24 protein-coding genes are annotated in these 21,444 nt (G+C 74.1%); 8 read left to right on the top strand and 16 right to left on the bottom strand.

From position 1 onward, the window contains the following. Nucleotides 1-135 precede the first annotated feature (135 nt). The 4 genes from ACIRNI_RS18860 to ACIRNI_RS18875 all read right to left on the bottom strand — a co-directional run bounded on the left by ACIRNI_RS18860 (nt 136) and on the right by ACIRNI_RS18875 (nt 4,117). On the bottom strand, nt 136-930 hold the full coding sequence (locus ACIRNI_RS18860) for a hypothetical protein (protein ID WP_403552496.1): 795 nt from the start codon (nt 928-930) through the stop codon (nt 136-138). Beyond that, entirely contained in the window at nt 927-2,210 is a 1,284-nt protein-coding gene (locus ACIRNI_RS18865; protein ID WP_403552497.1) for a glycosyltransferase family 4 protein, read from the bottom strand. The genes ACIRNI_RS18860 and ACIRNI_RS18865 overlap by 4 nt, the downstream gene beginning before the upstream one ends. Nucleotides 2,211-2,304: 94 nt before the next feature. Beyond that, nucleotides 2,305-3,609, bottom strand: coding sequence for an ABC transporter substrate-binding protein (locus ACIRNI_RS18870; protein WP_403552498.1), 1,305 nt, complete (start codon nt 3,607-3,609; stop codon nt 2,305-2,307). After that, complete coding sequence (locus ACIRNI_RS18875; protein WP_403552499.1) at nt 3,584-4,117, bottom strand: hypothetical protein; 534 nt, start codon at nt 4,115-4,117, stop codon at nt 3,584-3,586. The genes ACIRNI_RS18870 and ACIRNI_RS18875 overlap by 26 nt, the downstream gene beginning before the upstream one ends. Nucleotides 4,118-4,210: 93 nt before the next feature. Between ACIRNI_RS18875 and ACIRNI_RS18880 the strand changes: the two genes are divergently transcribed. The 3 genes from ACIRNI_RS18880 to ACIRNI_RS18890 are packed head-to-tail and all read left to right on the top strand — an operon-like array spanning nt 4,211 to nt 8,058. Next, a complete protein-coding gene (locus tag ACIRNI_RS18880; protein WP_403552500.1) occupies nt 4,211-4,615 on the top strand; it encodes a hypothetical protein in 405 nt (134 codons plus the stop codon). 3 nt (nt 4,616-4,618) lie between these two features. Next, a complete protein-coding gene (locus tag ACIRNI_RS18885) occupies nt 4,619-7,333 on the top strand; it encodes an ATP-binding cassette domain-containing protein (protein WP_403552501.1) in 2,715 nt (904 codons plus the stop codon). A gap of 8 nt (nt 7,334-7,341) precedes the next feature. Beyond that, nucleotides 7,342-8,058 (top strand): ATP-binding cassette domain-containing protein, encoded by a 717-nt coding sequence (locus ACIRNI_RS18890; RefSeq protein WP_403552543.1) that lies wholly within the window; start codon nt 7,342-7,344, stop codon nt 8,056-8,058. On the opposite strand, the gene ACIRNI_RS18895 is transcribed toward ACIRNI_RS18890, so the two are convergent. Next, the gene (locus ACIRNI_RS18895) at nt 8,000-8,569 is read right to left on the bottom strand and encodes a transglycosylase family protein (protein ID WP_403552502.1); all 570 of its coding nucleotides are present in this window, start codon (nt 8,567-8,569) and stop codon (nt 8,000-8,002) included. The two genes, ACIRNI_RS18890 and ACIRNI_RS18895, sit on opposite strands and share 59 nt — an antisense overlap. A gap of 141 nt (nt 8,570-8,710) precedes the next feature. On the opposite strand from ACIRNI_RS18895, the gene ACIRNI_RS18900 reads away from it, so the two are divergent. Continuing rightward, nucleotides 8,711-9,520, top strand: a complete 810-nt coding sequence (locus tag ACIRNI_RS18900) for a hypothetical protein (protein ID WP_403552503.1) — start codon at nt 8,711-8,713, stop codon at nt 9,518-9,520. 59 nt (nt 9,521-9,579) lie between these two features. Next, the gene (locus tag ACIRNI_RS18905) at nt 9,580-9,930 is read left to right on the top strand and encodes a hypothetical protein (protein ID WP_403552504.1); all 351 of its coding nucleotides are present in this window, start codon (nt 9,580-9,582) and stop codon (nt 9,928-9,930) included. Between the two features lie 77 nt (nt 9,931-10,007). On the opposite strand, the gene der is transcribed toward ACIRNI_RS18905, so the two are convergent. The 5 genes from der to aroH all read right to left on the bottom strand — a co-directional run bounded on the left by der (nt 10,008) and on the right by aroH (nt 14,404). Further along, on the bottom strand, nt 10,008-11,456 hold the full coding sequence (der, locus tag ACIRNI_RS18910; protein ID WP_403552505.1) for a ribosome biogenesis GTPase Der: 1,449 nt from the start codon (nt 11,454-11,456) through the stop codon (nt 10,008-10,010). Between the two features lie 57 nt (nt 11,457-11,513). Further along, the gene (locus ACIRNI_RS18915) at nt 11,514-12,194 is read right to left on the bottom strand and encodes a lysophospholipid acyltransferase family protein (protein ID WP_403552506.1); all 681 of its coding nucleotides are present in this window, start codon (nt 12,192-12,194) and stop codon (nt 11,514-11,516) included. Continuing rightward, a complete protein-coding gene (cmk, locus tag ACIRNI_RS18920) occupies nt 12,152-12,814 on the bottom strand; it encodes a (d)CMP kinase (RefSeq protein WP_403552544.1) in 663 nt (220 codons plus the stop codon). Before cmk ends, ACIRNI_RS18915 begins: the two co-directional genes overlap by 43 nt. Before the next feature lie 145 nt (nt 12,815-12,959). Next, the gene (locus ACIRNI_RS18925; protein WP_403552507.1) at nt 12,960-14,045 is read right to left on the bottom strand and encodes a prephenate dehydrogenase; all 1,086 of its coding nucleotides are present in this window, start codon (nt 14,043-14,045) and stop codon (nt 12,960-12,962) included. Continuing rightward, nucleotides 14,042-14,404, bottom strand: a complete 363-nt coding sequence (gene aroH, locus ACIRNI_RS18930; RefSeq protein WP_403552508.1) for a chorismate mutase — start codon at nt 14,402-14,404, stop codon at nt 14,042-14,044. Before aroH ends, ACIRNI_RS18925 begins: the two co-directional genes overlap by 4 nt. A 74-nt stretch (nt 14,405-14,478) precedes the next feature. Here aroH and ACIRNI_RS18935 point away from each other — a divergent pair, with 74 nt between their 5' ends. The 3 genes from ACIRNI_RS18935 (at nt 14,479) to ACIRNI_RS18945 (ending at nt 16,074) form a co-directional block, all read left to right on the top strand. Further along, on the top strand, nt 14,479-14,802 hold the full coding sequence (locus ACIRNI_RS18935) for a DUF952 domain-containing protein (RefSeq protein WP_403552509.1): 324 nt from the start codon (nt 14,479-14,481) through the stop codon (nt 14,800-14,802). 64 nt (nt 14,803-14,866) lie between these two features. After that, nucleotides 14,867-15,277: a Rieske (2Fe-2S) protein gene (locus ACIRNI_RS18940; RefSeq protein ID WP_403552510.1), complete on the top strand. Its 411-nt coding sequence runs from the start codon at nt 14,867-14,869 to the stop codon at nt 15,275-15,277. Between the two features lie 8 nt (nt 15,278-15,285). Continuing rightward, nucleotides 15,286-16,074 carry a DNA polymerase beta superfamily protein gene (locus ACIRNI_RS18945; protein WP_403552511.1) on the top strand — a complete coding sequence of 263 codons (789 nt, stop codon included), beginning with the start codon at nt 15,286-15,288 and terminating at the stop codon, nt 16,072-16,074. On the opposite strand, the gene ACIRNI_RS18950 is transcribed toward ACIRNI_RS18945, so the two are convergent. The 6 genes from ACIRNI_RS18950 to ACIRNI_RS18975 form a co-directional block, all read right to left on the bottom strand. Next, entirely contained in the window at nt 15,982-16,761 is a 780-nt protein-coding gene (locus ACIRNI_RS18950; RefSeq protein ID WP_403552512.1) for a DNA polymerase beta superfamily protein, read from the bottom strand. The two genes, ACIRNI_RS18945 and ACIRNI_RS18950, sit on opposite strands and share 93 nt — an antisense overlap. A gap of 4 nt (nt 16,762-16,765) precedes the next feature. After that, on the bottom strand, nt 16,766-17,815 hold the full coding sequence (locus tag ACIRNI_RS18955; protein WP_403552513.1) for an ADP-ribosylglycohydrolase family protein: 1,050 nt from the start codon (nt 17,813-17,815) through the stop codon (nt 16,766-16,768). Continuing rightward, complete coding sequence (locus tag ACIRNI_RS18960) at nt 17,812-18,564, bottom strand: NUDIX hydrolase (protein ID WP_403552514.1); 753 nt, start codon at nt 18,562-18,564, stop codon at nt 17,812-17,814. Before ACIRNI_RS18960 ends, ACIRNI_RS18955 begins: the two co-directional genes overlap by 4 nt. A gap of 208 nt (nt 18,565-18,772) precedes the next feature. Continuing rightward, a complete protein-coding gene (locus ACIRNI_RS18965) occupies nt 18,773-19,900 on the bottom strand; it encodes a pseudouridine synthase (RefSeq protein WP_403552515.1) in 1,128 nt (375 codons plus the stop codon). Beyond that, on the bottom strand, nt 19,900-20,481 hold the full coding sequence (scpB, locus tag ACIRNI_RS18970; RefSeq protein WP_356645219.1) for an SMC-Scp complex subunit ScpB: 582 nt from the start codon (nt 20,479-20,481) through the stop codon (nt 19,900-19,902). Before scpB ends, ACIRNI_RS18965 begins: the two co-directional genes overlap by 1 nt. Beyond that, on the bottom strand, nt 20,481-21,431 hold the full coding sequence (locus tag ACIRNI_RS18975) for a segregation and condensation protein A (RefSeq protein ID WP_403552516.1): 951 nt from the start codon (nt 21,429-21,431) through the stop codon (nt 20,481-20,483). The genes scpB and ACIRNI_RS18975 overlap by 1 nt, the downstream gene beginning before the upstream one ends. Between the last annotated feature and the right edge of the window lie 13 nt (nt 21,432-21,444).

The following is a 21,444-nucleotide window of genomic DNA, read 5'->3' on the forward strand; positions in this document are numbered from 1 at the left end:
CCGTTCCGGCCGGATTACGCCGGATTACGCACGCCGCCGCACCAGGCCGCGGAGCCGAATTCGCAGAGCCCCCGATATTCCTTTCGGCATATCACCGGGAAATCACCGCGCCACGGAAATAGGACGCTTCGCACGTCACGCCGTCACACGCACGCACAAGGTGTTGTCGGTCGTGTAGCAGGGCGCCGCCCGGTAGCCCTCGGCCTGGTGTGCGGGGTAGACGAAGACGCTCTTGCGGTCCCAGACGTCGTCGAGGATCCGGGAGACGCGCACCGGCTCGGCGTCCGCGTCGGGGCGCAGCCACAGCTCCCACAGCAGCTCCCCGTCGGCCGGCCGGTCCTCGGCGAGCGGCTCGTAGGGCAGGGTGAAGACGAAGGCGCCCTTCTCGCCGGCGGTCGGCACCCGGTGGACCCGCTCCCCCAGCCGCGCCTCGGCGACCGCGCCGGGTCCGAGCCCGGCCCCGTACAGCGTCCCCTCGACCGTGCAGGCGCCCTCGCCGAAGGAGAGGTCACCGGCCTCGGCGTGCGGGCCGCGCACCCAGCTGCGCACGGCGAGCCGCCCGTCGGCCGTCGGGTACGGGATGCGGACCGCGACCGGGCCCTCCTCGTCGGGGATCCGGTCGACGAGCGAGCGCAGGTCCCGGATGCCGGGCTCGACCGCCCGCTCGCCCAGGTACACGTCCCAGCGGCCTTCGGGGAGCTCCATGGTGCTGGGCAGCACGGCCCGCAGATGGCCCGCGCCCGCCGGGGTGAGCGGCAGCCGGGCCTCGTCGGCCGGGCCGCCGGTGCCGCCGCGTCTGCGCAGGACCAGGGCCGGCTCGGCGGTGTCGACGACCGCGATGTCGAAGGTGATGCCGCCGGCGGCGTCCGCGACGCAGTCCGCGCGCGGCGGCTCGCCGGGCACGGGGGCCGGGGTCGTGGCGTCGGTCATGAGGGCTTCCCCTTCCGGAGCACGTCGGCGGCCTTGTAGCGCAGGGTGAACGCGGCGTCGAGGACGGCGCCGCGGGTGCGGTGCAGCGTGTCGCGCACCCGGCTGCGGGAGCGGCCGTTGGCGCCCCGGGCGACCAGCTCGGCGAAGATCGCCTCGTGGCGCTCGGCGATGCGGGCCGGGTCGAAGCGCCGGGAGGCCGCCAGCGCGGCCTCGCCGGTGCGGCGGCGCAGCTCGTCGTCCTGGATGAGGGCGAGCAGCGCGCCGGCGATGGCGTCCACGTCGCCGACGGGCACGAGCCGTCCGTCGACGCCGTCCTCGATGATCTCGCCGGGACCGTGCGGGCAGTCGGTGGAGACCACCGGCAGGCCGCAGCGCATCGCCTCGACGATGGTCATGCCGAAGGCTTCGAGGCGGGAGGTGACGGCGGCGATGGAGCCCTTGACCCACTCGGGCTCCAGCGGGTTCGCCGGGCCCATCAGGTAGACGTGGTTGTGCAGGCCGCGCTCGTCGATGAGGGCGCGCAGCGCGTTCTTCTCGTTGCCGGTCGCGTCGCCGGAGCCGTAGATCCGCAGCCGCCAGTCGGGGCGGGCGGCGACCACCTTCGCGAACGCCTCGACCAGCAGGTCGTACCGCTTGACCCGGGTGAGCCGGCCGGCCGCGACGACCCACTTGGCCGTGGTGTCGGCGGGCTCCACGGACGGGGCCGGGACGCTGTTGGGCACGGCGTCGATGCGTACGCCCGGCAGCTTGAGCTTCGCCCGGTAGGAGCGGGCGTCGGCCTCGGTGACGGTGGTGACGGCGTCGAGCAGGGCGTAGCGGTGGCCGATCTCGCGGCGCAGCCGGTAGCCGTGGCTGTCGAGGGTGAGGTGCTCCTGGCCGACGCGCACCGCTCCGCGGCGGGTCTGGCGCGCGATGTGCACGTTGAGCCCGGGGCGGGTGCCGACGACGACGTCGGCCTCCAGGGCCTTCAAGTGGGCGGCGATGCGGGCGTCGGTGAGGCGGCTGTACTGCTTCCAGCGGCCGTCGCCGCGCGGGAAGACCTTGGCGGGCCGCTTGTAGTCGGGGTGGTCGCCGTCGTACGTGGGGCTCTTCTTGCGCAGGTCGACCAGGTGCTTCATGGTCACGCCGGCGGGGGCGCCCAGCGTCGGCTCCTCGCGGTGGCGGAAGACGGACACGATCTCGACGTCGTGCCGCTCGGCCAGGGCCGCGGCGAGGTTGAACGTCGTGCGGATGGTGCCGCCGATCCCGTACGCGTTGTGGAGCAGGAATGAGATGTGCATCGCGTTGCCGCGTCCCCCAGGTCCAGCAGTTCTCGGATGGTCGTCAGGCATGGACTGTACTTGGGATTGAGGACGCGGTTTTCGGCACGCGGGTTCAGGGCCGGTAGCCGAGCTGGGGGACGGTGGCGCAGTTGCGGTACATGTCACCGCCCTGGGTGACCCAGCCGCGGCCGTCCTGCCAGCGGGCGACGGACAGGCAGGTGCGGCTGGTCTTCGGCGGTTCGGGGAGCCGCTGGAAGACGGCCGGCAGGAGCAGTCCGCGCGCGGTGTACCCCTCGGGCCGGTTGACGAACCGTTCGACGCACGCCCGCGTGAGGCCCGCTTCGGCCCGGACGCACGAGCGGGCCGCGTCCGTGAACCACATGGCGGCGGCCCACCCCTCCAGCGCCCACTGGGAGAGCGGCCGGCCCCCCATGGCGTCGCGGAACTCCCGTACGGCCGGGTGGGACGTCTCGTCGTGGTTGCGGCTGGCGCCGGTCGCCCACAGGGCGTTGCGGCAGTGCGGGGCGTCCCTGAAGTCGCGCGGCACGCCCTCGTTCCAGTTCTGGACGTTGGTGACCTTGGCGGTGACGCGCACGCCGACGGCGTCCATCGCCTCGCACAGCTGCGCGTTGCCGTGTGTGTCCAGGGCGTCGAAGACGACGTCGACGCCCTGTTCGCGCAGGTCGGCGGCGACGGCCCGGTAGTTGGGCAGTGCGAAGTCGACCTGTTCGCTGACGACCCGGTACCCCTCGGCCCGCAGGCCCCGCTCCACGTACGCGGCGTACCGCGCGGAGGAGGCCTGGTTGTACGCGACGACGGCCGCGGTACGGGCGCCGAGCTCGCGCTTGAACCAGCGGTAGACCTCGGTGCCGCCGTACAGGACGCCGCCCCAGCCGGGCTCGCCGCCGGTGCGCGGGGCGGCGCTGCCGTAGATGCCGTACAGGTGCGGATGGGTGTCGTACGCCGGGCCGATGGGCTGGCCGCCGATGTCGGGGACGCCGGCGGCGGCGACGCGCGCGGCGCCCGCGTAGTCGAAGGCGGTGGTGGCGACGAGCGCGAAGACCTCGGCCTCGTCGACGAGTTCGTGGACGCACTCGTTGTTGCCGACGCCGCTGCCGCCGTCGTCGCAGGTGAGCACCTCGACGCGGCGGCCGTCGAGGCCGCCGCGCGCGTTGAGGGCGTCGAAGTACGCCCGGGCGCCGTCGCGCGGCCCGGTGAAGGCGGAGCCGCCGACGGGGCTGGTGGCGCTGGTGATGATGCCGATGCGGATCGGAGGGCGGGCATCCGTCGGCGCCGGGCGCCGGGCGGTGAAGTCGCTCTCCGGCAGGCGGCTGCCGCAGGCGGCGCTCAGCAGCAGGGCGAACAGCAGGAGCGCCGCCGCCGGCAGGGATTCAGCAACCCGGCACGGCTGTCGCATCGGGGCTGAGCTTGACCAGCGCGCACAGCGTCTTCACGGACACCTTCCAGGTGTCCTGCTGCTGCACGGCGGTGCCCTTGGTGTTGGACAGCGCCGGGGTGCCGCCGACCAGCAGGTCGTAGGTGACGTCGGCCTCGGTCGCCGAGGTGAAGGCGACGTCGTCGACGCTCGCGGACGTCTGCGCGGCCTGTGGGTTGGCCGAGAAGGCCTCCAGGACGGGCCGCATCCGGTCGCCGTTCTCCAGCAGCTTGACCTTCTCGTCGACCGGCGTCTTCGGATTGAAGAAGGCCGCCCAGTTCTTCTCGATCTGCTGCCGGGCCGCGGTCTGGTCCGCGGGCTGGTCACCGGTCGGCGAGGTCGCCGTCGCGGTCGGGGACCTCCCCGCATCGCCGTTGCCGTTGCCGTCGCCGCAGGCCGCGGCGGTCGGCACCAGGACCAGGACCGCGGCGGCCGCGAGGGCCGTGGTGCGGGGGTGCCTGCGAAGACTCGTGCGCGTGGTGTGGACCATATGGCTCACCGCCGGTTTCCGGGGTCTGTGCCTTTTTTGTCCTTCTTGGGCATAGTGCAAGGAATCGCCCTCTCTCGCCAGCGGAGGCCCGGGATGCCGACATCGCGATCGCCGTGGTGGGGCGGGGCCGTGGCCGTCGCCGCGGGCGCGGTGCTGTGCGTGGTGGGCTGGTACGGGGTGTCGGGCGAGCGGTTCGCGGAACGGCAGATCCCGTACCTGGCGTCGTGCACCGTCCCGGGGGCGGCGCTGATCGTGGCGGGCGCGGTGCTGCTGGGCGGGCCCGGCCCGCGCCGCACCTCCCAGGGCAGGGACGACCGCGCCCCCGAGGAGCCCCCGGCCACGGTGGACCGGCCCTCCTCGGACGCGCCGCCGGTGCGGGTCCCGGGCGGGACGCTGGCCCACCGCCCGGACTGCCCGCTGGTCGCGGGCCGGGCGGACGCGGTCCCGGTCGGGGACGCGCGGCTGGAGCCCTGCCCGGTGTGCGATCCCGAGAGCTGACCCGTGTCCTCGCTGACGTACGAACTCTTCCTCGCCGGGCTCGCGGTCGGCGGCGCGGCGGCCCTGACCGGCATCGGCCTGATCGTCACGTACCGGGCGACCGGCGTGCTGAACCTCGCGCACGGCGCGGTCGCCATGGTCTGCGCGTACGTGCTGCGCCAGCTGGTGGTCGAGTGGGGCTGGCCGCTGCCGCTCGCCGCGTGCGTGACGCTGCTGCTGGTCGGCCCCGGCATCGGGCTGGTCCTCGACCGGGTGGTGTTCCGCCCGGCGGCGGTGCTCGGCTCGGACCCGGCGACGACGCTGGTGGCCTCGATCGGCGTGTTCGTGCTGCTCGTCGGCGCGGCCGCGCTGCTGTGGGGCGGCGGGGCGCGGGACGACGCGCCGGTGCTGCTGGGCGACGACCCGTGGCTGCACGTCGGGGCGGCCGTCCTGCTGGCGGTGGCGGTGGGGGCGGCGACCCGCTGGACGCGGCTGGGGCGGGAGCTGCGGGCGGTGGTCGACAACCGGGAGCTGGCGGCGCTGGGCGGCATCGACGCGGACCGGGTGTCGGCGGTGGGCTGGGCGTTCGGGTCGTTCACAGCGGGCCTGACGGGCGTGCTGCTCGCGCCGTACGTACGGCTCGACCCGTACGGGCTGCCGCTGCTGGTCGTCGAGGTGATCGCGGTGGCGGTGGTGGCCCGGATGCGGAGCGTGCCGGTGGCGGTGCTGACCGCGCTGGCCGTCGGGGTCGGGCAGGCGCAGCTGACCCGCTTCCACCCCGTGGGCTGGTCCGGGCCGTTGGTCCAGGCCGTCGCCACGAACCTCTTCGTCGTCGCCCTGCTGGTCGCCGCGCTGGCCCTGCCGGGTGTGGGGGCGCGGGACGCCCTGCCGCGCGCCTCGACGGCGGGGGCGCGGGTGCCGCCGGGGGTGTGGGGGGTGGCGGCCGTGCTGTTCCTGCTGCCGCTCGGCTTCGCGGGCACGGACCTGCACACGGCGATCCAGGTCCCGGCGCTCGCCGTGATCCTGCTGTCGCTCGTGGTCGTCACCGGCCGGGGCGGCCAGATCTCGCTGGGCCAGGCGGCGTACGCGGGCCTGGGCGCACTGTTCACGGCACTGCTGGCGGCGGGCCGCTTCCCGGGCCTGCCCCGGCTGCCGGAGCTCACCGCGCTGGTGGTGGCCGTGGTGCTGGTCGCCCCGCTGGGCCTGCTCACGGGGTGGCCGGCGATCCGCCGCCGCGGGCTCGCCCTGGCGCTGGCGACGCTGGCGGTCGGTGTGGCGGTGAGCCGCTTCGTCTTCGCGCAGCCGTACGCGACGGCGGGCCTGGCCGCGGCGCGCCCGGCGGGCTTCGCCTCGGACCGCGCCTACTACGCCCTGGAGCTGGTGCTCCTGGCGTCCGCCCTGCTCCTGGTCGCCGCCATGCGCCGGGGCCGTACGGGCAGGGCGCTGGCCGCGCTGCGCGACCACGAGGCGGGCGCGTCGGCCGCGGGCGTCCCGGTCGGCGCCCTGAAGGTCCTCGCCTTCGTGGCGGGCGCGGCCCTCGCGGCCCTGGGCGGCGGGCTGCTGGGCATGGGCCTGCGGGCCTTCGACCCGGCGGCGTACGACCCGGTGCGGGGCCTGCTCTGGTTCGCGGCGGTCCTGGTCCTGGGCGCGGACAGCCTCCTCTCCCCGCTGGCCGCGGCGGCCCTCCTGGTGGGCCTGGACGCGGGCGCCCGCGGTGGCGCGGCAGCGGCCCTGATCGGCCTCCTGGCGGCCCTGACGTCCCGTGTCCCCCCGCTGATGTCGCTGCTGCCGTCCGCGCCCCGCCGCAAGGCGCCACCCACCGCCGGCCTGCGGTCCCTGCCGCGGGGCCCCGCACCCGGGCCCGCGCGGGGCCACCGCGAGCAGCCACCCCCGACGGAGGTTCGCGGGCTGGGGGGTGTCTTGTCGATCAGGCCGGATCAGGGAGCGGCGTCTGGTGCATGGGGTCTCCCCAGGCCCCCTGGGGCCGAGGGGACGGATCGCAAGGCGGAGGAGGGAGCCACTGCGGAGCATTGGCGACCGACGACAACGCGGCGAGGCGCGGTGCCAGACGCCGCGAGCCCGGCAAGATCGGCAAGACACCCCCTGGAGGCCCACCACCTCACCCTCCGCCACCCCACCGGCCTCACCGCTCTCGACCGTGTCACCCTGCGCCTTCCGCCCGGCCGCCTCACCGCCCTCGTGGGGCCCAACGGCGCGGGCAAGAGCACCCTCTTCCACTGCCTGGCCGGCACCGCGCGCCCCACCGCCGGCCGCGTCACCCTCGACGGCGTCGACATCACCACGCGCCCCGCCCACGCCCGTACCCGCCTGGGCATCGCCCGGACGTTCCAGGAGCTCGCGGTCTTCGCGTCGCTCACCGTCGAGGAGAACGTCCGCGTCGGCGCGGAACACGGCCGCGTCCGCGACCCCCGCCACGTCGAGCGGGTACTGCGCCTGCTGGGCCTCACCGCCGTGCGGGACCTGCCGGCCGCCGGCCTGGCGACCGGCACCCTGCGCCGCGTCGAGGTGGCGCGCGCCCTCGCGGGGCGGCCGCACACGCTGCTGCTGGACGAGCCCGCCGCGGGGCTCGACGCCGCCGAGACCGCCGCACTCGCCCGCGTACTGAAGGCGCTGGCCGCCGACGGCATGGCGGTCCTCGTCGTCGAACACGACCTCGACCTGGTCGCGGACATCGCGGACACGGTCCACGTCATGGAGGCGGGGCGGATCGTGTCGTGAGCGTCGAGATGGAACTCCGCGCCGCCCGCGTGCGCTACGGCCCTTTGGAAGCCCTGCACGGCGTCGACCTGCCCGCCCCCGCCGCCGCCCTCACCGTGCTCCTCGGCCGCAACGGCTCCGGCCGTACGACGGTGCTGCGCGCCCTCGCCGGCACGGTTCCGCTCTCCGCCGGGCGCGTCCTGTGGCGCGGCGCCGACGTCACCCGCCTGCGCGCCCACGACCGCGCGCGCCGCGGCCTGTGCTTCGTGCCGGATCGGCACGCCGTGCACCCGGGCCTCACCGTCGCGGAGAACCTCGGGCTCGCCGCCCACCCCACGGCCGCGCCCGCCCTCGACGCGTACCCGGAGCTGTGCCCGCTGCTCGACCGCCGCGCCGGTACGCTCTCGGGCGGCGAGCAGCGGATGCTCGCCCTCTCCCGCGTGGTGCTGTCGGGCGCCCGTGTCGTCCTCGTCGACGAACCGGCCCTCGGCCTGTCCCCGCCGGTCGCGGCGCGCACGTACACCTTGCTTGCGGAACTGGCGCGCACGGCCGCCGTCGTCGTGGCCGAGCAGCGCCTTCCGCCCGGCCTGCCGCCGGGCACCCTCGTGCACGGACTGCGCCGCGGCGCGATCGCCTTCAGCGGTGAGGCGACGGAACTGACGTCTGAAGGGCTCACACCGGAAGGGCTCACACCGGGAGGGACAGCATCATCCCCGGACGGATCCGGTTCGGATCGGTCCCGATGACGGTCTGGTTCGCCTGGTGGAGCGCCTTCCAGCCGCCCTTCACCTTGAACCGCCGTGCGACGGCGGAGAGCGTGTCCCCGGGCTGGACCACGTGCGCGCGTCCGGACAGCCCGTACCGCTTGGAGCAGACCGGCCAGGCGCCCCAGCCCTGCCACCGGAGCACCTCCTCCGCGACCGTGATCTGCTGCTGCCGGCTCGCCAGGTCGGCGCGGGGGGCGTACTTCAGCCCGCCGTACGCCTCCCACGTGGACTGCGCGAACTGCAGCCCCCCGTAGTAGCCGTTGCCGGTGTTGATGTGCCAGCGGCCGCCGCTCTCGCACTCGGCGACGCAGCCCCAGGGCCACTGGTCGGCGGCGCAGTCGGCGAGCGGGTACGCGGGCCCCGGCCCGGGCCTGGGCGGCGGCGGATGGCGGCCGGCCGCCCCGGTGTCGGCGCCGGCGACACCGGCACCCTGCATGAGCAGCACCGCCGCCGGCACGACGACCGACGGCCAGAAACGGTTCTTCAGCACCGGGTCACGCTAGGCACCACCCCGCCCCGCACCCGCGCCGCCGCGCGCGTGACCCCGGCCCCGGTTCACCCGTTGAGCTCTTCATGAGACGAGCCGGGAACCGCCCGGCCTCGAACCGCACACCACTCCGAGGAGCCACCCGTGCCGCGCATGCTCGACGTCAGCGAGGACGTACGCGCCGAGATCGGCGATGAGGAAGCCGAGCGGCTGCTCGCCGGCGAGAACGCCCCGGGCAGCTACGACTGCACCTCCTGCCGCACCCCGGGCGACTCCGAGCAGGAACGCACGAGCACCGTGCTGTTCGTCGGCGAGGAGACCGCCGTCCTCGCCTTCGCCCACGCCACCTGCATCCCCTCCCAGGTCGTCAAGGTCGCCGAGGAGCAGCTCCAGGGCGCCGTCCGGTCCATCACCGGCAGCCCGGCCGCCGCCCCCGCGGCCCCCGCCCCCTCCATCCCGGCGCAGTCCCCGGCCACCGGTGAGCAGGCGGTCCTGGGCGTCACCAGCGGCCTCGTCCTGATCGACGGCGAGCTGCACCCGGCGCTGGTCGTCGAACCGACCGCGCCCATCGCCCGCCCCGGTTCCACCGCCGGCATCGACGAGTTCCTGCCGCTGCTGATGGAGCACGGCTTCCTCCCGGTCACCGACGTCAACCAGAAGCCGAGCCCGCTGCACGGCTGGTCGGTGCTGCTCGCCATGGGTCAGCTGCACGCCATCCTCCAGCCGGGCACGGTCGGGGGCAGCCCGGTCGCCTGGTGGCAGGCGCACCAGCCGCTCCAGGTCACGGAGGGCTGGCGGGCCGCGGCGAACAAGTCGCACACGGTCCTCGTCTTCGCCGCGCCGGTCGGCTCCATCGGCCAGCAGCCGCGCGAGGACCTGCTGCGCGACGCGCTGGAGAAGGCCTCCGCCGACGGGCGCCTGGTGGCCGCCGCGCTGCCGCTGGCGGGCACGTGACAGCCAGGCGCGTCACGGCGAGGCCGCATCCGACGGGCGGCGAGGTCGTTGGCACCTACGTGCACGCATACGAACCCTCCCGCTACGAGTCGTCCCGCTACGAGTCCTCCCGTCAGCCGTACCACCAGATCCCCGCGATGCGCCCGGCGCAGGACGGCATGTCCGGCGCCTCGGCCACGCCGATCTACGACGCGCTGTACTCCGAGTACCTGAGGACGTTCAGGACGCTGCCGGGCGACCGCAGCGGCGAGGAGGACCTGGACTTCCGGTCGTTCGCCGCCGTGGCGGGCGCGCACCGCCCGGTGAGCGCGACCACGACCACGACCGCGTACCCGGGGATGTGGCAGCGCCAGCACCCTCCGGTCCACGTCCCGGCGGCGCTGCCACCGGCGCGCAGGGGCGGCCTGTGACCCGGTGAGACGCACCGACGACGGCGGGGCCGGAGCGAGATCTCTCGCTCCGGCCCCGCCGTCGTCATGTCAGCCGGTCACTTCTTGCGGCCGCGCTTCTCGCGCACCCGCACCGAGATGTGGATCGGCGTGCCCTCGAAGCCGAACTCCTCGCGCAGGCGCCGCTCGACGAAGCGCCGGTAGCCGTGCTCGAGGAAACCGGAGGCGAAGAGCACGAACCGGGGCGGCTTGGTGCCCGCCTGCGTACCGAACAGGATGCGGGGCTGCTTGCCGCCGCGGATCGGGTGCGGGTGGGCCGCGACGAGCTCGCCGAGGAAGGCGTTCAGCCTGCCGGTCGGCACGCGGGTCTCCCAGCCGGCCAGCGCCGTCTCGATCGCCGGGACCAGCCGGTCCATGTGGCGGCCGGTGCGGGCGGAGACGTTGACGCGCGGGGCCCAGGAGACCTGCTGCATCTCGGTCTCGATCTCGCGCTCGAGGTAGTAGCGGCGCTCCTCGTCGAGGTCGTCCCACTTGTTGTACGCGATGACGACGGCGCGCCCCGCCTCGACGGCCATGGTGATGATCCGCTGGTCCTGGACGGAGATGGACTCGGTGGTGTCGATCAGGACGACGGCCACCTCGGCCTTCTCCACGGCGGCGGCGGTACGCAGCGAGGCGTAGTAGTCCGCGCCCTCCTGGAGGTGGACCTTCTTGCGGATACCGGCGGTGTCCACGAACTTCCAGGTCGTGCCGCCGAGCTCGATCAGCTCGTCGACCGGGTCGCGGGTGGTGCCGGCCATCTCGTTGACGACGACCCGCTCCTCGCCCGCGAGCTTGTTGAGCAGGGACGACTTGCCGACGTTCGGGCGGCCGATGAGCGCGATGCGGCGCGGGCCGCCGACAGCGGCGCCGAAGGTCTGCTCCGGGGCCTCCGGCAGCGCCTTCAGCACCTCGTCCAGCAGGTCGCCGGTGCCGCGTCCGTGCAGCGCGGAGACCGGGAAGGGCTCGCCGAGACCCAGGGACCACAGCATGGCGGCGTCGGCCTCGGCGGAGGGGCCGTCGACCTTGTTGGCGGCGAGGACGACGGGCTTTCCGGCCCGGCGCAGCAGCTTGACGACGGCCTCGTCGGTGTCCGTGGCGCCCACGGTGGCGTCCACCACGAAGACGACGGCGTCGGCGGCTTCGATGGCGTACTCGGCCTGGGCGGCGACGGAGGCGTCGATGCCGAGGACGTCCTGCTCCCAGCCGCCGGTGTCGACGACCTTGAAGCGGCGGCCGGCCCACTCGGCCTCGTACGTGACGCGGTCGCGGGTGACGCCGGGCTTGTCCTCGACGACGGCCTCGCGGCGGCCGATGATGCGGTTCACAAGGGTCGACTTGCCGACGTTCGGCCGGCCGACGACGGCGAGGACCGGGAGCGGGCCGTGCCCGGCCTCCTCGATCGCGCCTTCGACGTCCTCGATGTCGAAGCCCTCTTCGGCGGCGAGCTCCATGAACTCCGCGTACTCGGTGTCGCCGAGTGCCCCGTGGTCGTGCTGGTCGTTCATGAAGTCCGTTCCTCGTTCATCATCGGCGGATCGAGTGATCCGCTACTCAAGTCTCGCTCAGCGGCCGGTGAGGCGCTTGGCGTTTTCCAGGTGGGCGGTGAGCCGCTCCTGGATGCGTACGGTGGCGTCGTCCAGCGCCTTGCGGGTACGGCGACCACCGGGCTCCCCCGCCTCGAAGGCGTCGCCGAAGACGACGTCGACGCGGCTGCGCAGGGGCGGCAGCGCCTTTATCAACCGTCCGCGGCGCTCGGTGCTTCCCAGCACGGCGACCGGGACGATCGGCGCGCCGCTGCGCACCGCGAAGTACGCCAGTCCGGCGCGCAGCGAGGCGAAGTCGCCCTCGCCGCGGGTGCCCTCCGGGAAGATGCCGAGCACGCCGCCGCCTCCCAGCACCTCCAGGGCGCCGGTGATGGCGGTGCGGTCGGGCGCCGAGCGGTCCACCTTCAGCTGCCCGATGCCCTCCAGGAACGGGCCGAGAGGCCCGATGAAGGCCTCCTTCTTGATCAGGAAGTGCACGGGCCTGGGTGCGGTGCCCATGAGCATGGGGCCGTCGAGGTTGTGCGCGTGGTTGACGGCGAGGATCACGGGCCCGGAGGCCGGGACGCGCCAGGCGCCGAGGACGCGCGGCTTCCACAGCCCGTACATCAGGCCGATGCCGATGCCCCGGCCGACTGCGGCGCCCTTCTCGGAAGGGGTCACTTGGCGGCTCGCTTCTCCTCGACGAGGGTGACGACGCACTCGATGACCTGCTGGAGGGTGAGGTCGGTGGTGTCGACCTCGACCGCGTCGTCCGCCTTGGCGAGCGGGGACGTCTTGCGGCTGGAGTCGGCCGCGTCCCGCTTGATGAGCGCCTCGCGGGTGGCGTGGACGTCGGCGCCCTTGAGCTCGCCGGAGCGGCGGGCGGCACGGGCCTCGGGGGACGCGGTCAGGAAGATCTTGAGGTCGGCGTCCGGGAGGACGGTCGTGCCGATGTCGCGGCCCTCGACGACGATGCCCTCCACGGCGCTCGCCGCGATGGTGCGCTGGAGCTCGGTGATCCGGGTGCGCACCTCGGGGACCGCGCTGACGGCGCTGACCTTGGAGGTGACCTCCTGGGTGCGGATGGGACCGGAGGCGTCCACGCCGTCGACCGTGATGGTGGGGTGGGACGGGTCGGTCCCGGAGACGATCGTGGGCTTGCCGGCGGCCGAGGCGATGGCCTCGGGGTCGTCGGTGTCCACGCCGTTGCTGATCATCCACCAGGTGATCGCGCGGTACTGCGCGCCGGTGTCCAGGTAGCTGAGCCCCAGCTTGGCGGCGACCGCCTTGGAGGTGCTCGACTTGCCCGTGCCGGAGGGCCCGTCGATGGCGACGATCACGGTTTCCACGGTGTCGGACACCTTCCTGGTACGCGGGAGAGGGGCCGGCCGGTTGCCAAGGGGCCCGGCACAAGGTTACCGACTGCGGGCCGGACCCCTTGCACCCGTTCGGCCGACCCCCGGCCGGGCACCCCGCGGCCCTCTGCTACGGCCGCAGCCCCCAGCCCCGTTCCCGCAGGGCCGCCGCCAGGACCGGGGCCGCCTTCGGCTCCACCATCAGCTGGATGAGACCCGCCTGCTGCCCGGTCGCATGCTCGATGCGGACGTCCTCGATGTTCACACCCGCACGGCCCGCGTCGGCGAAGATCCGGGCCAGCTCGCCCGGCTGGTCGCTGAGCAGGACCGCCACCGTCTCGTACGCCACCGGGCCGCCGCCGTGCTTGCCCGGGACACGGGCGCGGCCGGCGTTGCCGCGGCGCAGGACGTCCTCGACGCCGCTCGCGCCGTCGCGGCGCTTGTCGTCGTCGGCGGACTGGAGCGAGCGCAGGGCCTCGACCGTCTCCTCCAGGTCGGCGGCGACGCTCGCGAGGACGTCGGCGACCGGGCCCGGGTTCGCCGAGAGGATTTCGACCCACATGCGGGGGTCGGACGCCGCGATGCGCGTCACGTCCCGGATGCCCTGCCCGCAGAGCCGTACCGCCGTCTCGTCGGCGTCCGCCAGCCGGGCGGCGACCATCGAGGAGACCAGCTGCGGGGTGTGGGAGACGAGCGCGACGGCCCTGTCGTGGGCGTCCGCGTCCATGACGACCGGCACGGCCCGGCACAGCGCGACGAGCTCCAGCGCCAGGTTCAGCACCTCGGTGTCGGTGTCGCGGGTGGGCGTCAGCACCCAGGGGCGGCCCTCGAAGAGGTCGGCGGTCGCGGCCATCGGCCCCGACTGCTCCTTGCCGGACATCGGGTGCGTACCGATGTACGCCGTCAGGTCGAGGCCCGTCTCCTCCAGCTCCCGCTTGGGCCCGCCCTTGACGCTGCCCACGTCCAGGTACGCGCGGGCCACCTCGCGGCGCATCGCGTCGGCGAGCGTGGCGGCGATGTGCGCCGGCGGTACGGCGACGACGGCGAGGTCGACCGGGCCCTCGGGGGGCTCGTCGGTGCCGGCGCCGCGTGCCGCGGCGGTGCGCGCGCGGGCCGGGTCGTGGTCCACGAGGTGGACGGTGACGCCGCGCCCGGTCAGGGCGAGGGCGGCCGAGGTGCCGATCAGGCCGGTTCCGATGACGAGTGCGGTTCTCACTGGGCGATGTCCTTGCGCAGGGCGGCCGCGGCACCGAGGTACACGTGCGCGACGGCGGATTTGGGCAGAGCGGTCTCGACGTGCGCGAGCAGCCGTACGACGCGGGGCATGGCGCCGTCGACGTCCAGTTCCTGCGCGCAGATCAGCGGTACGTCCACGATGCCGAGCGCGCGCACCGCGGCGGCGGGGAAGTCGCTGTGCAGGTCGGGCGTGGCCGTGAACCAGATGCTGATCAGGTCGTCCGTGGTGAGGCCGTTGCGCTCCAGTACGGCGGTGAGCAGCTCGCCGACCTGGTCCCGCATGTGCCCGGCGTCGTCCCGCTCCAGCTGGACGGCCCCTCGGACCGCTCGTACCGCCACGTCCCGCTCCTTCGTCGGCTTGGGTGCTGCTGCTGATCAGCCTAGTCAGCCCTGGATGGGCTAGAACTGTCCGCATGCTCTTTCACGTGGTCCCCCTCGCCCAGTGGTCCGCCCGTCCGGAGGATCCGTACGCGCCCGACTCGCTCGCCGGCGAGGGCTTCGTGCACTGCTCCCCGGACGAGGCGGCCGCCCTCGCCGTCGCCGACGCCCACTACCGGGACACGCCCGGCCCGCTGCTGGTGCTGCGGATCGACGAGGAGCGGCTGTCGTCGGAGGTCCGCTGGGAGGGCGGGTTCCCGCACGTGTACGGGCCGGTCGACCGCGCCGCCGTGACCGGGGTCCTGGAGGTGCGCCGGGACGCGGACGGCACCGCCACGGGGCTGCTTCCCCGGGCGTAACGTGCGGCCCGGACCACCGCGCGGCTCCCTCGTGCGCCGCGCTCCGGGCGTCAGGATGTCGCGCATGGATGCAGCCGCCACGCCCCGCCGTACCGTTCTGGCCGCCCCGGCCGCCCTGCTCACCGCCTGCGGCGGCGGGGGCGACGGCCCCGCGGACGGTGACCCCACGGACGGCGGGTCGCCGGCCGGCGACGCGCTCGCGAGGACCACGGACATCCCGGTCGGCGGCGGCCGGGTCTTCGCCGACCGGCAGGTCGTGGTGACCCAGCCGGAGGAGGGCGAGTTCAGGGCCTTCTCGGCGATCTGCACGCATCAGCGCTGCACGGTCGGCTCGGTCGCGAACGGTGTCATCCGCTGCCCCTGCCACGGCAGCACCTTCCGCGTCCAGGACGCGTCGGTCGTGACGGGTCCGGCCACCAGACCGCTGCCCGCCCGGGAGATCTCGGTGTCGGAGGGCACCATCCGGCTGGGATGATCGCGGTCATGACAGCGCTGCCCCCTCCGGCCCCGCCGACCCCCGAAGACCTGGTGCGCGACCACACCGTCTACTCCTGTGTCATGGGGTCGCGCGCCTTCGGGCTGGCCACGGACGGCAGCGACACCGACCGGCGCGGTGTGTTCCTGGCACCCACAGCGCTCCAGTGGCGCTTCACCAAGCCGCCCACGCACATAGAGGGCCCGGCGGAGGAGCAGTTCAGCTGGGAGCTGGAGCGCTTCTGCGAGCTCGCGCTCCGCGCCAACCCGAACATCCTGGAGTGCCTGCACTCCCCGCTCGTCGAGCACGTCGACGACACCGGCCGCGAACTGCTGTCGTTGCGCCGCGCGTTCCTCTCCCGCCAGGTCCACCAGACGTTCGTGCGGTACGCGGTGGCCCAGCGCAAGAAGCTGGACGCGGACGTCCGCCGCCACGGGGCCCCGCGCTGGAAGCACGCCATGCACCTGCTGCGGCTCGTGACGAGCTGCCGCGACCTGCTGCGCACGGGCGAGCTGGTCCTCGACGTCGGCGACGCCCGCGAGCGCCTGCTGGCGGTCAAGGGCGGCGAGGTGCCGTGGCCGGAGGTGGAGGCGTGGATGGCGCGCCTGGCGGCGGAGGCGGACGACGCCGCGACGAGGTCCCCGCTCCCGGCGGAGCCGGACCGCCGGGCCGTGGAGGACTTCCTCTTCCGCACCCGCCGGGCCTCAGCCCTCCGGGCGCTCGAGACGGTCCAGGCGGGCCCGAACGACGAAGTCGTGGAGCGCGTCGTACGCGGCGGCGGCGGGCCCGTCCGGTAGCGCCGACGCCGCCTGCGCCTCGTCCAGCACGGCGTGCAGGGCCTCCACGTCCGCGCGTACCCGCTCGGTGTCGACGCCGGTGGCGAGACCGTGCTCGGCGTCGGACTTGGCGGCGATGAGCTCGGCGACGTACTCCGGCGCGGGCACCGACCCGAGGAGCGTCGGCAGGTGGGCCACCACCTCGCCCGTACGCATCAGGTGGATGCCGGTCAGCAGCACCCGGAAGGTGTACAGCAGCGGCTTGAGCTCCCCGTTCTTCTCGAACAACCGCCACTGGGTGGCGGCGAAGCCACGGTAGTGGTGCGCGTGGTGGGTGGTGAGCACACTCGGCGCGAGCGCGGCCAACTCGGCGTGCGCGTCCGTGGTGTGGGCCACCAACGGCGACAGCAACTGCTCCAGTACGTAGCCGTTGCGCCGCAGCATGAGCCGGACGAACTTGCGCAGGTCGTGCGTGACGAGGTCCATCTCGACCCCGTCGGCCTCCCACATCCGGGACCGGGTCTCCTCGGGCTCGCGCAGCCCGATCATCGCGTCCACCGGCAGCAGGTGCACCCCGCGCAGGTCCACGTCCGAGTCCAGGGACGGGAAGCCGTACAGGTGCGCGCCGGAAACGGTCGCGAAGAGCAGCGGATCGGGCTGTTCGGCGACGACGGAGGCCAGGTCGGGAAGGTCCACGAGTGGGGTCATGGGATCAAGCGTCCCAGAGCGCCCCCAGCGTCAGCAGCTCACTTCCGTACTCGATCCGGTCCGCCCACTCCCCCGGCCAGGCCCCGGCGCCCAGGTGCGCCCCGGCGAAGGCGCCCGCGAGGCAGGCGATCGAGTCCGAGTCCCCCTTGGTGCAGGCGGCCCGGCGCAGGGCCGTGAGCGGCTCCTTTGGGAAGAGCAGGAAGCACAGCAGCCCGGTGGCGAGGGCCTCCTCGGCGATCCAGCCCTCGCCCGTCAGAAGACACGGGTCGGTCTCCGGGTCGGCGGTGCGCAGGGCGGACTCCAGGGTGGTGAGGGCGGCGACGCACTCGTCCCAGCCGCGCTCGATGAAGGTCTGGGGCGTGGCGTCGTGGGCGTACGTCCACAGGTCGCCGAGCCACTTGGCGTGGTAGCGGGAACGGTTCTCGTGCGCGTACGCGAGCAGCTGCCCGACCAGGCCGGCCGGGTCCGCGCCCTGCGACAGCAGGTACACCGCCCGCGCGGTGAGGTCCGAGGCGGCGAGCGCGGTCGGGTGCCCGTGCGTGAGCGCGGCCTGGAGCTGGGCGGCACCGGCGCGCTGCTCCGCGTCCAGCCGGGGTACGAGTCCGAGGGGCGCGACCCGCATGTTCGCGCCGCAGCCCTTGGACCCGATCTGGCTGGCTTCCTGCCAGGGCCGGCCGCTGTCGAGCTTGCCGCAGGCGACCAGGCACGTACGGCCGGGCGCCCGGTTGTTCTCGGGTGAGTGGTACCAGGCGACGAACTCGTCGCGCACGGGCCGCGTCAGCCGCTCCGGGGTCAGCGGCCCCCGGTCCATCGCGGTGCGGACGCCCCGCGCCAGCGCCAGCGTCATCTGGGTGTCGTCCGTGACGAAGGCGGGCCTGGGCAGCTCCATCCCCCGCCAAGGGCCGCACTTGGCGAGGATCGACGGCACGTCGTTGAACTCGGTCGGGAAGCCGAGGGCGTCACCGAGCGCGAGCCCGATGAGCGAGCCGGTGGCCGCCCGCTTGACGGTGGTGGTCCTGGCGGTGGCCGTTCCTGTCGTCGTTCCAGCGGTCATGCCTGCCGTCCTTCCGGTCGCAGCAGTGGCGGGTGCAGGGCCGTGGCCCCGCCCGCCCGGTACAGGGCGGCCGGTTTCCCCCGTCCGCCGGTCAGGCGCGGCGGTCCCTCCACGGCCTCGACGAAGCCGGGCGTGGCGAGGACCTTGCGCCGGAAGTTGGGGCGGTCGAGCTCGACGCCCCAGACCGTCTCGTACACCTGGCGCAGCTCGCCGAGCGTGAACTCGGGCGGGCAGAAGGCGGTGGCGAGGCAGGTGTACTCGAGCTTGGCGCCCACGCGCTCGTGCGCGTCGGCGAGGATCGTGTCGTGGTCGAAGGCGAGGGGCCCGTACGAGCCGTGGGGCAGCCACTGCGCGTGCGCCGCGTCGCCGCCGCCCCGGGGCTCCGGCAGGTCCGGTACGAGGGCGGTGTACGCGACGGAGACCACCCGCATCCTCGGGTCGCGGTCCGGGTCGCTGTAGGTGCGCAGCTGCTCCAGGTGGAGGCGGGCGGCGGTGGCGCCGGAGATTCCGGTCTCCTCGGCCAGCTCCCGCCGCGCGGCCTCTTCGGCGGACTCGCGGGGCAGGACGAAGCCGCCGGGCAGGGCCCAGCAGTCCTGGTACGGCTCCTGGCCGCGCCGGACGAGCAGGACGTGCAGCCGCTCGTCGCGGACGGTGAAGACGGCGAGGTCGACGGTGACGGCGAAGGGCTCGAAGGCGTGCGGGTCGTACCCCTCGGGACGTTCGGCCTTCGGCGTGCCGTGCGTGGTCATACCCGCATCACCCCCGCCGCACGGGTGTCGGAGCCCGGGCCACCCCCGTGGGTCCAGGTTCGCCTGCCGTGCGCGGCAGGGGTGATGGGGAGTCGCAACGCCGCCTCCTTAAGAGTCACTATGACTATAAAGCCGGAGGAGTGTGTCCCACAAGCGCGAAAGCCCGCACCCCGGAAGGGGTGCGGGCTTTCGCGCGGAAATGTGCCGTTTACAGGCCGACTTCCTTCATCAGCATGCCGACCTCGGTGTTCGTCAGGCGCCGCAGCCAGCCCGACTTCTGGTCGCCCAGCTGGATCGGGCCGAACGCGGTCCGGACGAGCTTGTCCACCGGGAAGCCCGCCTCGGCGAGCATGCGGCGCACGATGTGCTTGCGGCCCTCGTGGAGGACCACCTCGACCAGGTAGTTCTTGCCGGTCTGCTCGACGACCCGGAAGTGGTCGGCGCGGGCGTAGCCGTCCTCGAGCTGGATGCCCTCCTTGAGGAGCTTGCCGACCTCGCGCGGGAGCGGGCCGGTGATGGCGGCCAGGTAGGTCTTCTGCACGCCGTACTTCGGGTGCGTGAGACGGTGGGCCAGCTCGCCGTGGTTGGTGAGCAGGATGATGCCCTCGGTCTCGGTGTCGAGCCGCCCGACGTGGAAGAGGCGCGTCTCGCGGTTGGTGACGTAGTCGCCGAGGCACTGGCGCCCGTCCGGGTCCTCCATCGTCGACACCACGCCCGCGGGCTTGTTGAGCGCGAAGAAGAGGTACGACTGGGTCGCCACGGTCAGGCCGTCGACCTTGATCTCGTCCTTCTCGGGGTCGACGCGCGTGCCCTGCTCGACCACGATCTTGCCGTTGACCTCGACGCGACCGGCGTCGATCAGCTCCTCGCAGGCGCGGCGCGAGCCCATGCCCGCCCTGGCCAGCACCTTCTGCAGGCGCTCGCCCTCCTGCTCCCCGAAGGTCTTCGGGGTCTTGATCTCGGGCCGGTTCGCGTACCGCTCGCGGTTGCGCTCCTCGATCCGGGCGTCCAGCTCGCGCGGGCGCGCCGGGGTCGTACGGCCGCCGCCGCGCTGCGGGGACTGCCGGGGGCCGCCCTTGGCGCCGCCGCGGGCCGCCGCGCCGCGTCCGCGCTTCGGGGCCTCGGAGGCGCCGGAGGGGCCGCCCACGTCGTAGCTGCGCTCCTCGGGGCGGGGGCGGCGCGGGTTGCTGCCGCCCTTGGGGCCCTGGCGGTCGTCGCGGCTGTTACCGGCACCCCGGTAATTGCCGCGGCCGCCGCTGCTGCCGCGGCCGCCGCTGTTGCCACCACGGCTCCCGCCGTTGTTTCCGCTGCTGTTCCTGCCGCTGCTGCTTCGCATCAAAGTTCCGTCTTGTCGTCGTCGGGGTCGAACGACGGAAGCCCTTCCTGGCTCTCGGCCTCGATCGCGTCCGCCTCGGGGAGGAAGGGAGCGAGCTCCGGGAGCTCGTCCAGACCGCGCAGGCCCATCCGCTCCAGAAAGTAGTTCGTCGTCCTGTACAGGATCGCACCTGTTTCGGGTTCCGTGCCCGCCTCCTCGACCAGACCGCGCTGGAGGAGGGTGCGCATGACGCCGTCGCAGTTCACGCCGCGTACCGCCGAGACCCTCGACCGGCTGACCGGCTGGCGGTACGCAACGACCGCGAGGGTCTCCAGGGCGGCCTGGGTGAGCCGGGCCTGCTGCCCGTCGAGGACGAAGCGCTCGACGGCCTCGGCGTACTCGGGGCGCGTGTAGAACCGCCAGCCGCCCGCCACCAGCCGCAGCTCGAAGCCGCGCCGCTGCACGGCGTACTCGTCGGCCAGCTCGCGCAGCGCGTCGGCGACCTCGCGGCGGGGACGGTCCAGCACCTTGGCGAGGTGCTCCTCGGTCGCCGGCTCGTCGACGACCATGAGGACGGCCTCCAGGGCCGGCTTCAGCTCCATCACGTCTCCTCCCGGCCGCTCTCGCGGTCGAACTCGTCCGTCACGGCGACACCGTCCGCTCCCGTCCACCGCACGGTGAGCTCCCCGAGTGCGTCGTCCTGGTCCAGGGCGACGGCCTTCTCCCGGTACAGCTCCAGCAGCGCGAGGAAGCGGGCGACGACGGTGAGGGTGTCGGGTGCGTCCTCGGCGAGCTCCCGGAAGGTCGCCTCGCCGCGCTCCCGCAGCCGCGCGACCACCACCTCGGCCTGCTCGCGCACGCTGACCAGCGGGGCGTGGATGTGCTCCACGTACACCTGCGGCTTGGCCCGGGGCTGCATGGCCTTCACGGCGAGCTTGGCGAAGCCCTCGGCGCCGATGCTGATGACCACGTCCGGCAGCAGCTCGGCGTGGTGCGGCTCCAGCCCGACGGTACGCGGGTACCGCCGGCCCTCGCTCTCCAGCCGCTCGCTGAAGATGTCCGCGACCTGCTTGTACGCGCGGTACTGGAGCAGCCGCGCGAAGAGCAGGTCCCGCGCCTCCAGCAGCGCGAGGTCGGCCTCGTCCTCGACCTCGGCGGCGGGCAGCAGGCGGGCGGCCTTGAGGTCGAGCAGGGTCGCGGCCACCACCAGGAACTCGGTGGTCTGGTCCAGGTCCCAGTCGGGGCCCATGGCGCGGATGTGGGCCGTGAACTCGTCGGTGACCTTGGAGAGGGCGACCTCGGTGACGTCGAGCTTGTGCTTGGCGATCAGCTGCAGCAGCAGGTCGAAGGGTCCCTCGAAGTTCGCCAGCCGTACGGTGAACCGCCCGTCGCCTTCGCCGTGCCTCTCGGCCCCGGCCTCGGGTTCGGGCGCCACCGGCGGCTCGGGCGCCACCAGCGGCACCGGCTCCTCGGGCGGCGGGCTGGGCGGAGCCCCCGGGCCGCGGCCCAGGGGGCGGCGTGCGCGGCGGGGCGGGTCGTCGGTCGGGGGCATCGTGGTCCAGGGG

It is taken from the genome of Streptomyces sp. NPDC093546 (genome assembly GCF_044765045.1).
GTDB lineage: Bacteria > Actinomycetota > Actinomycetes > Streptomycetales > Streptomycetaceae > Streptomyces.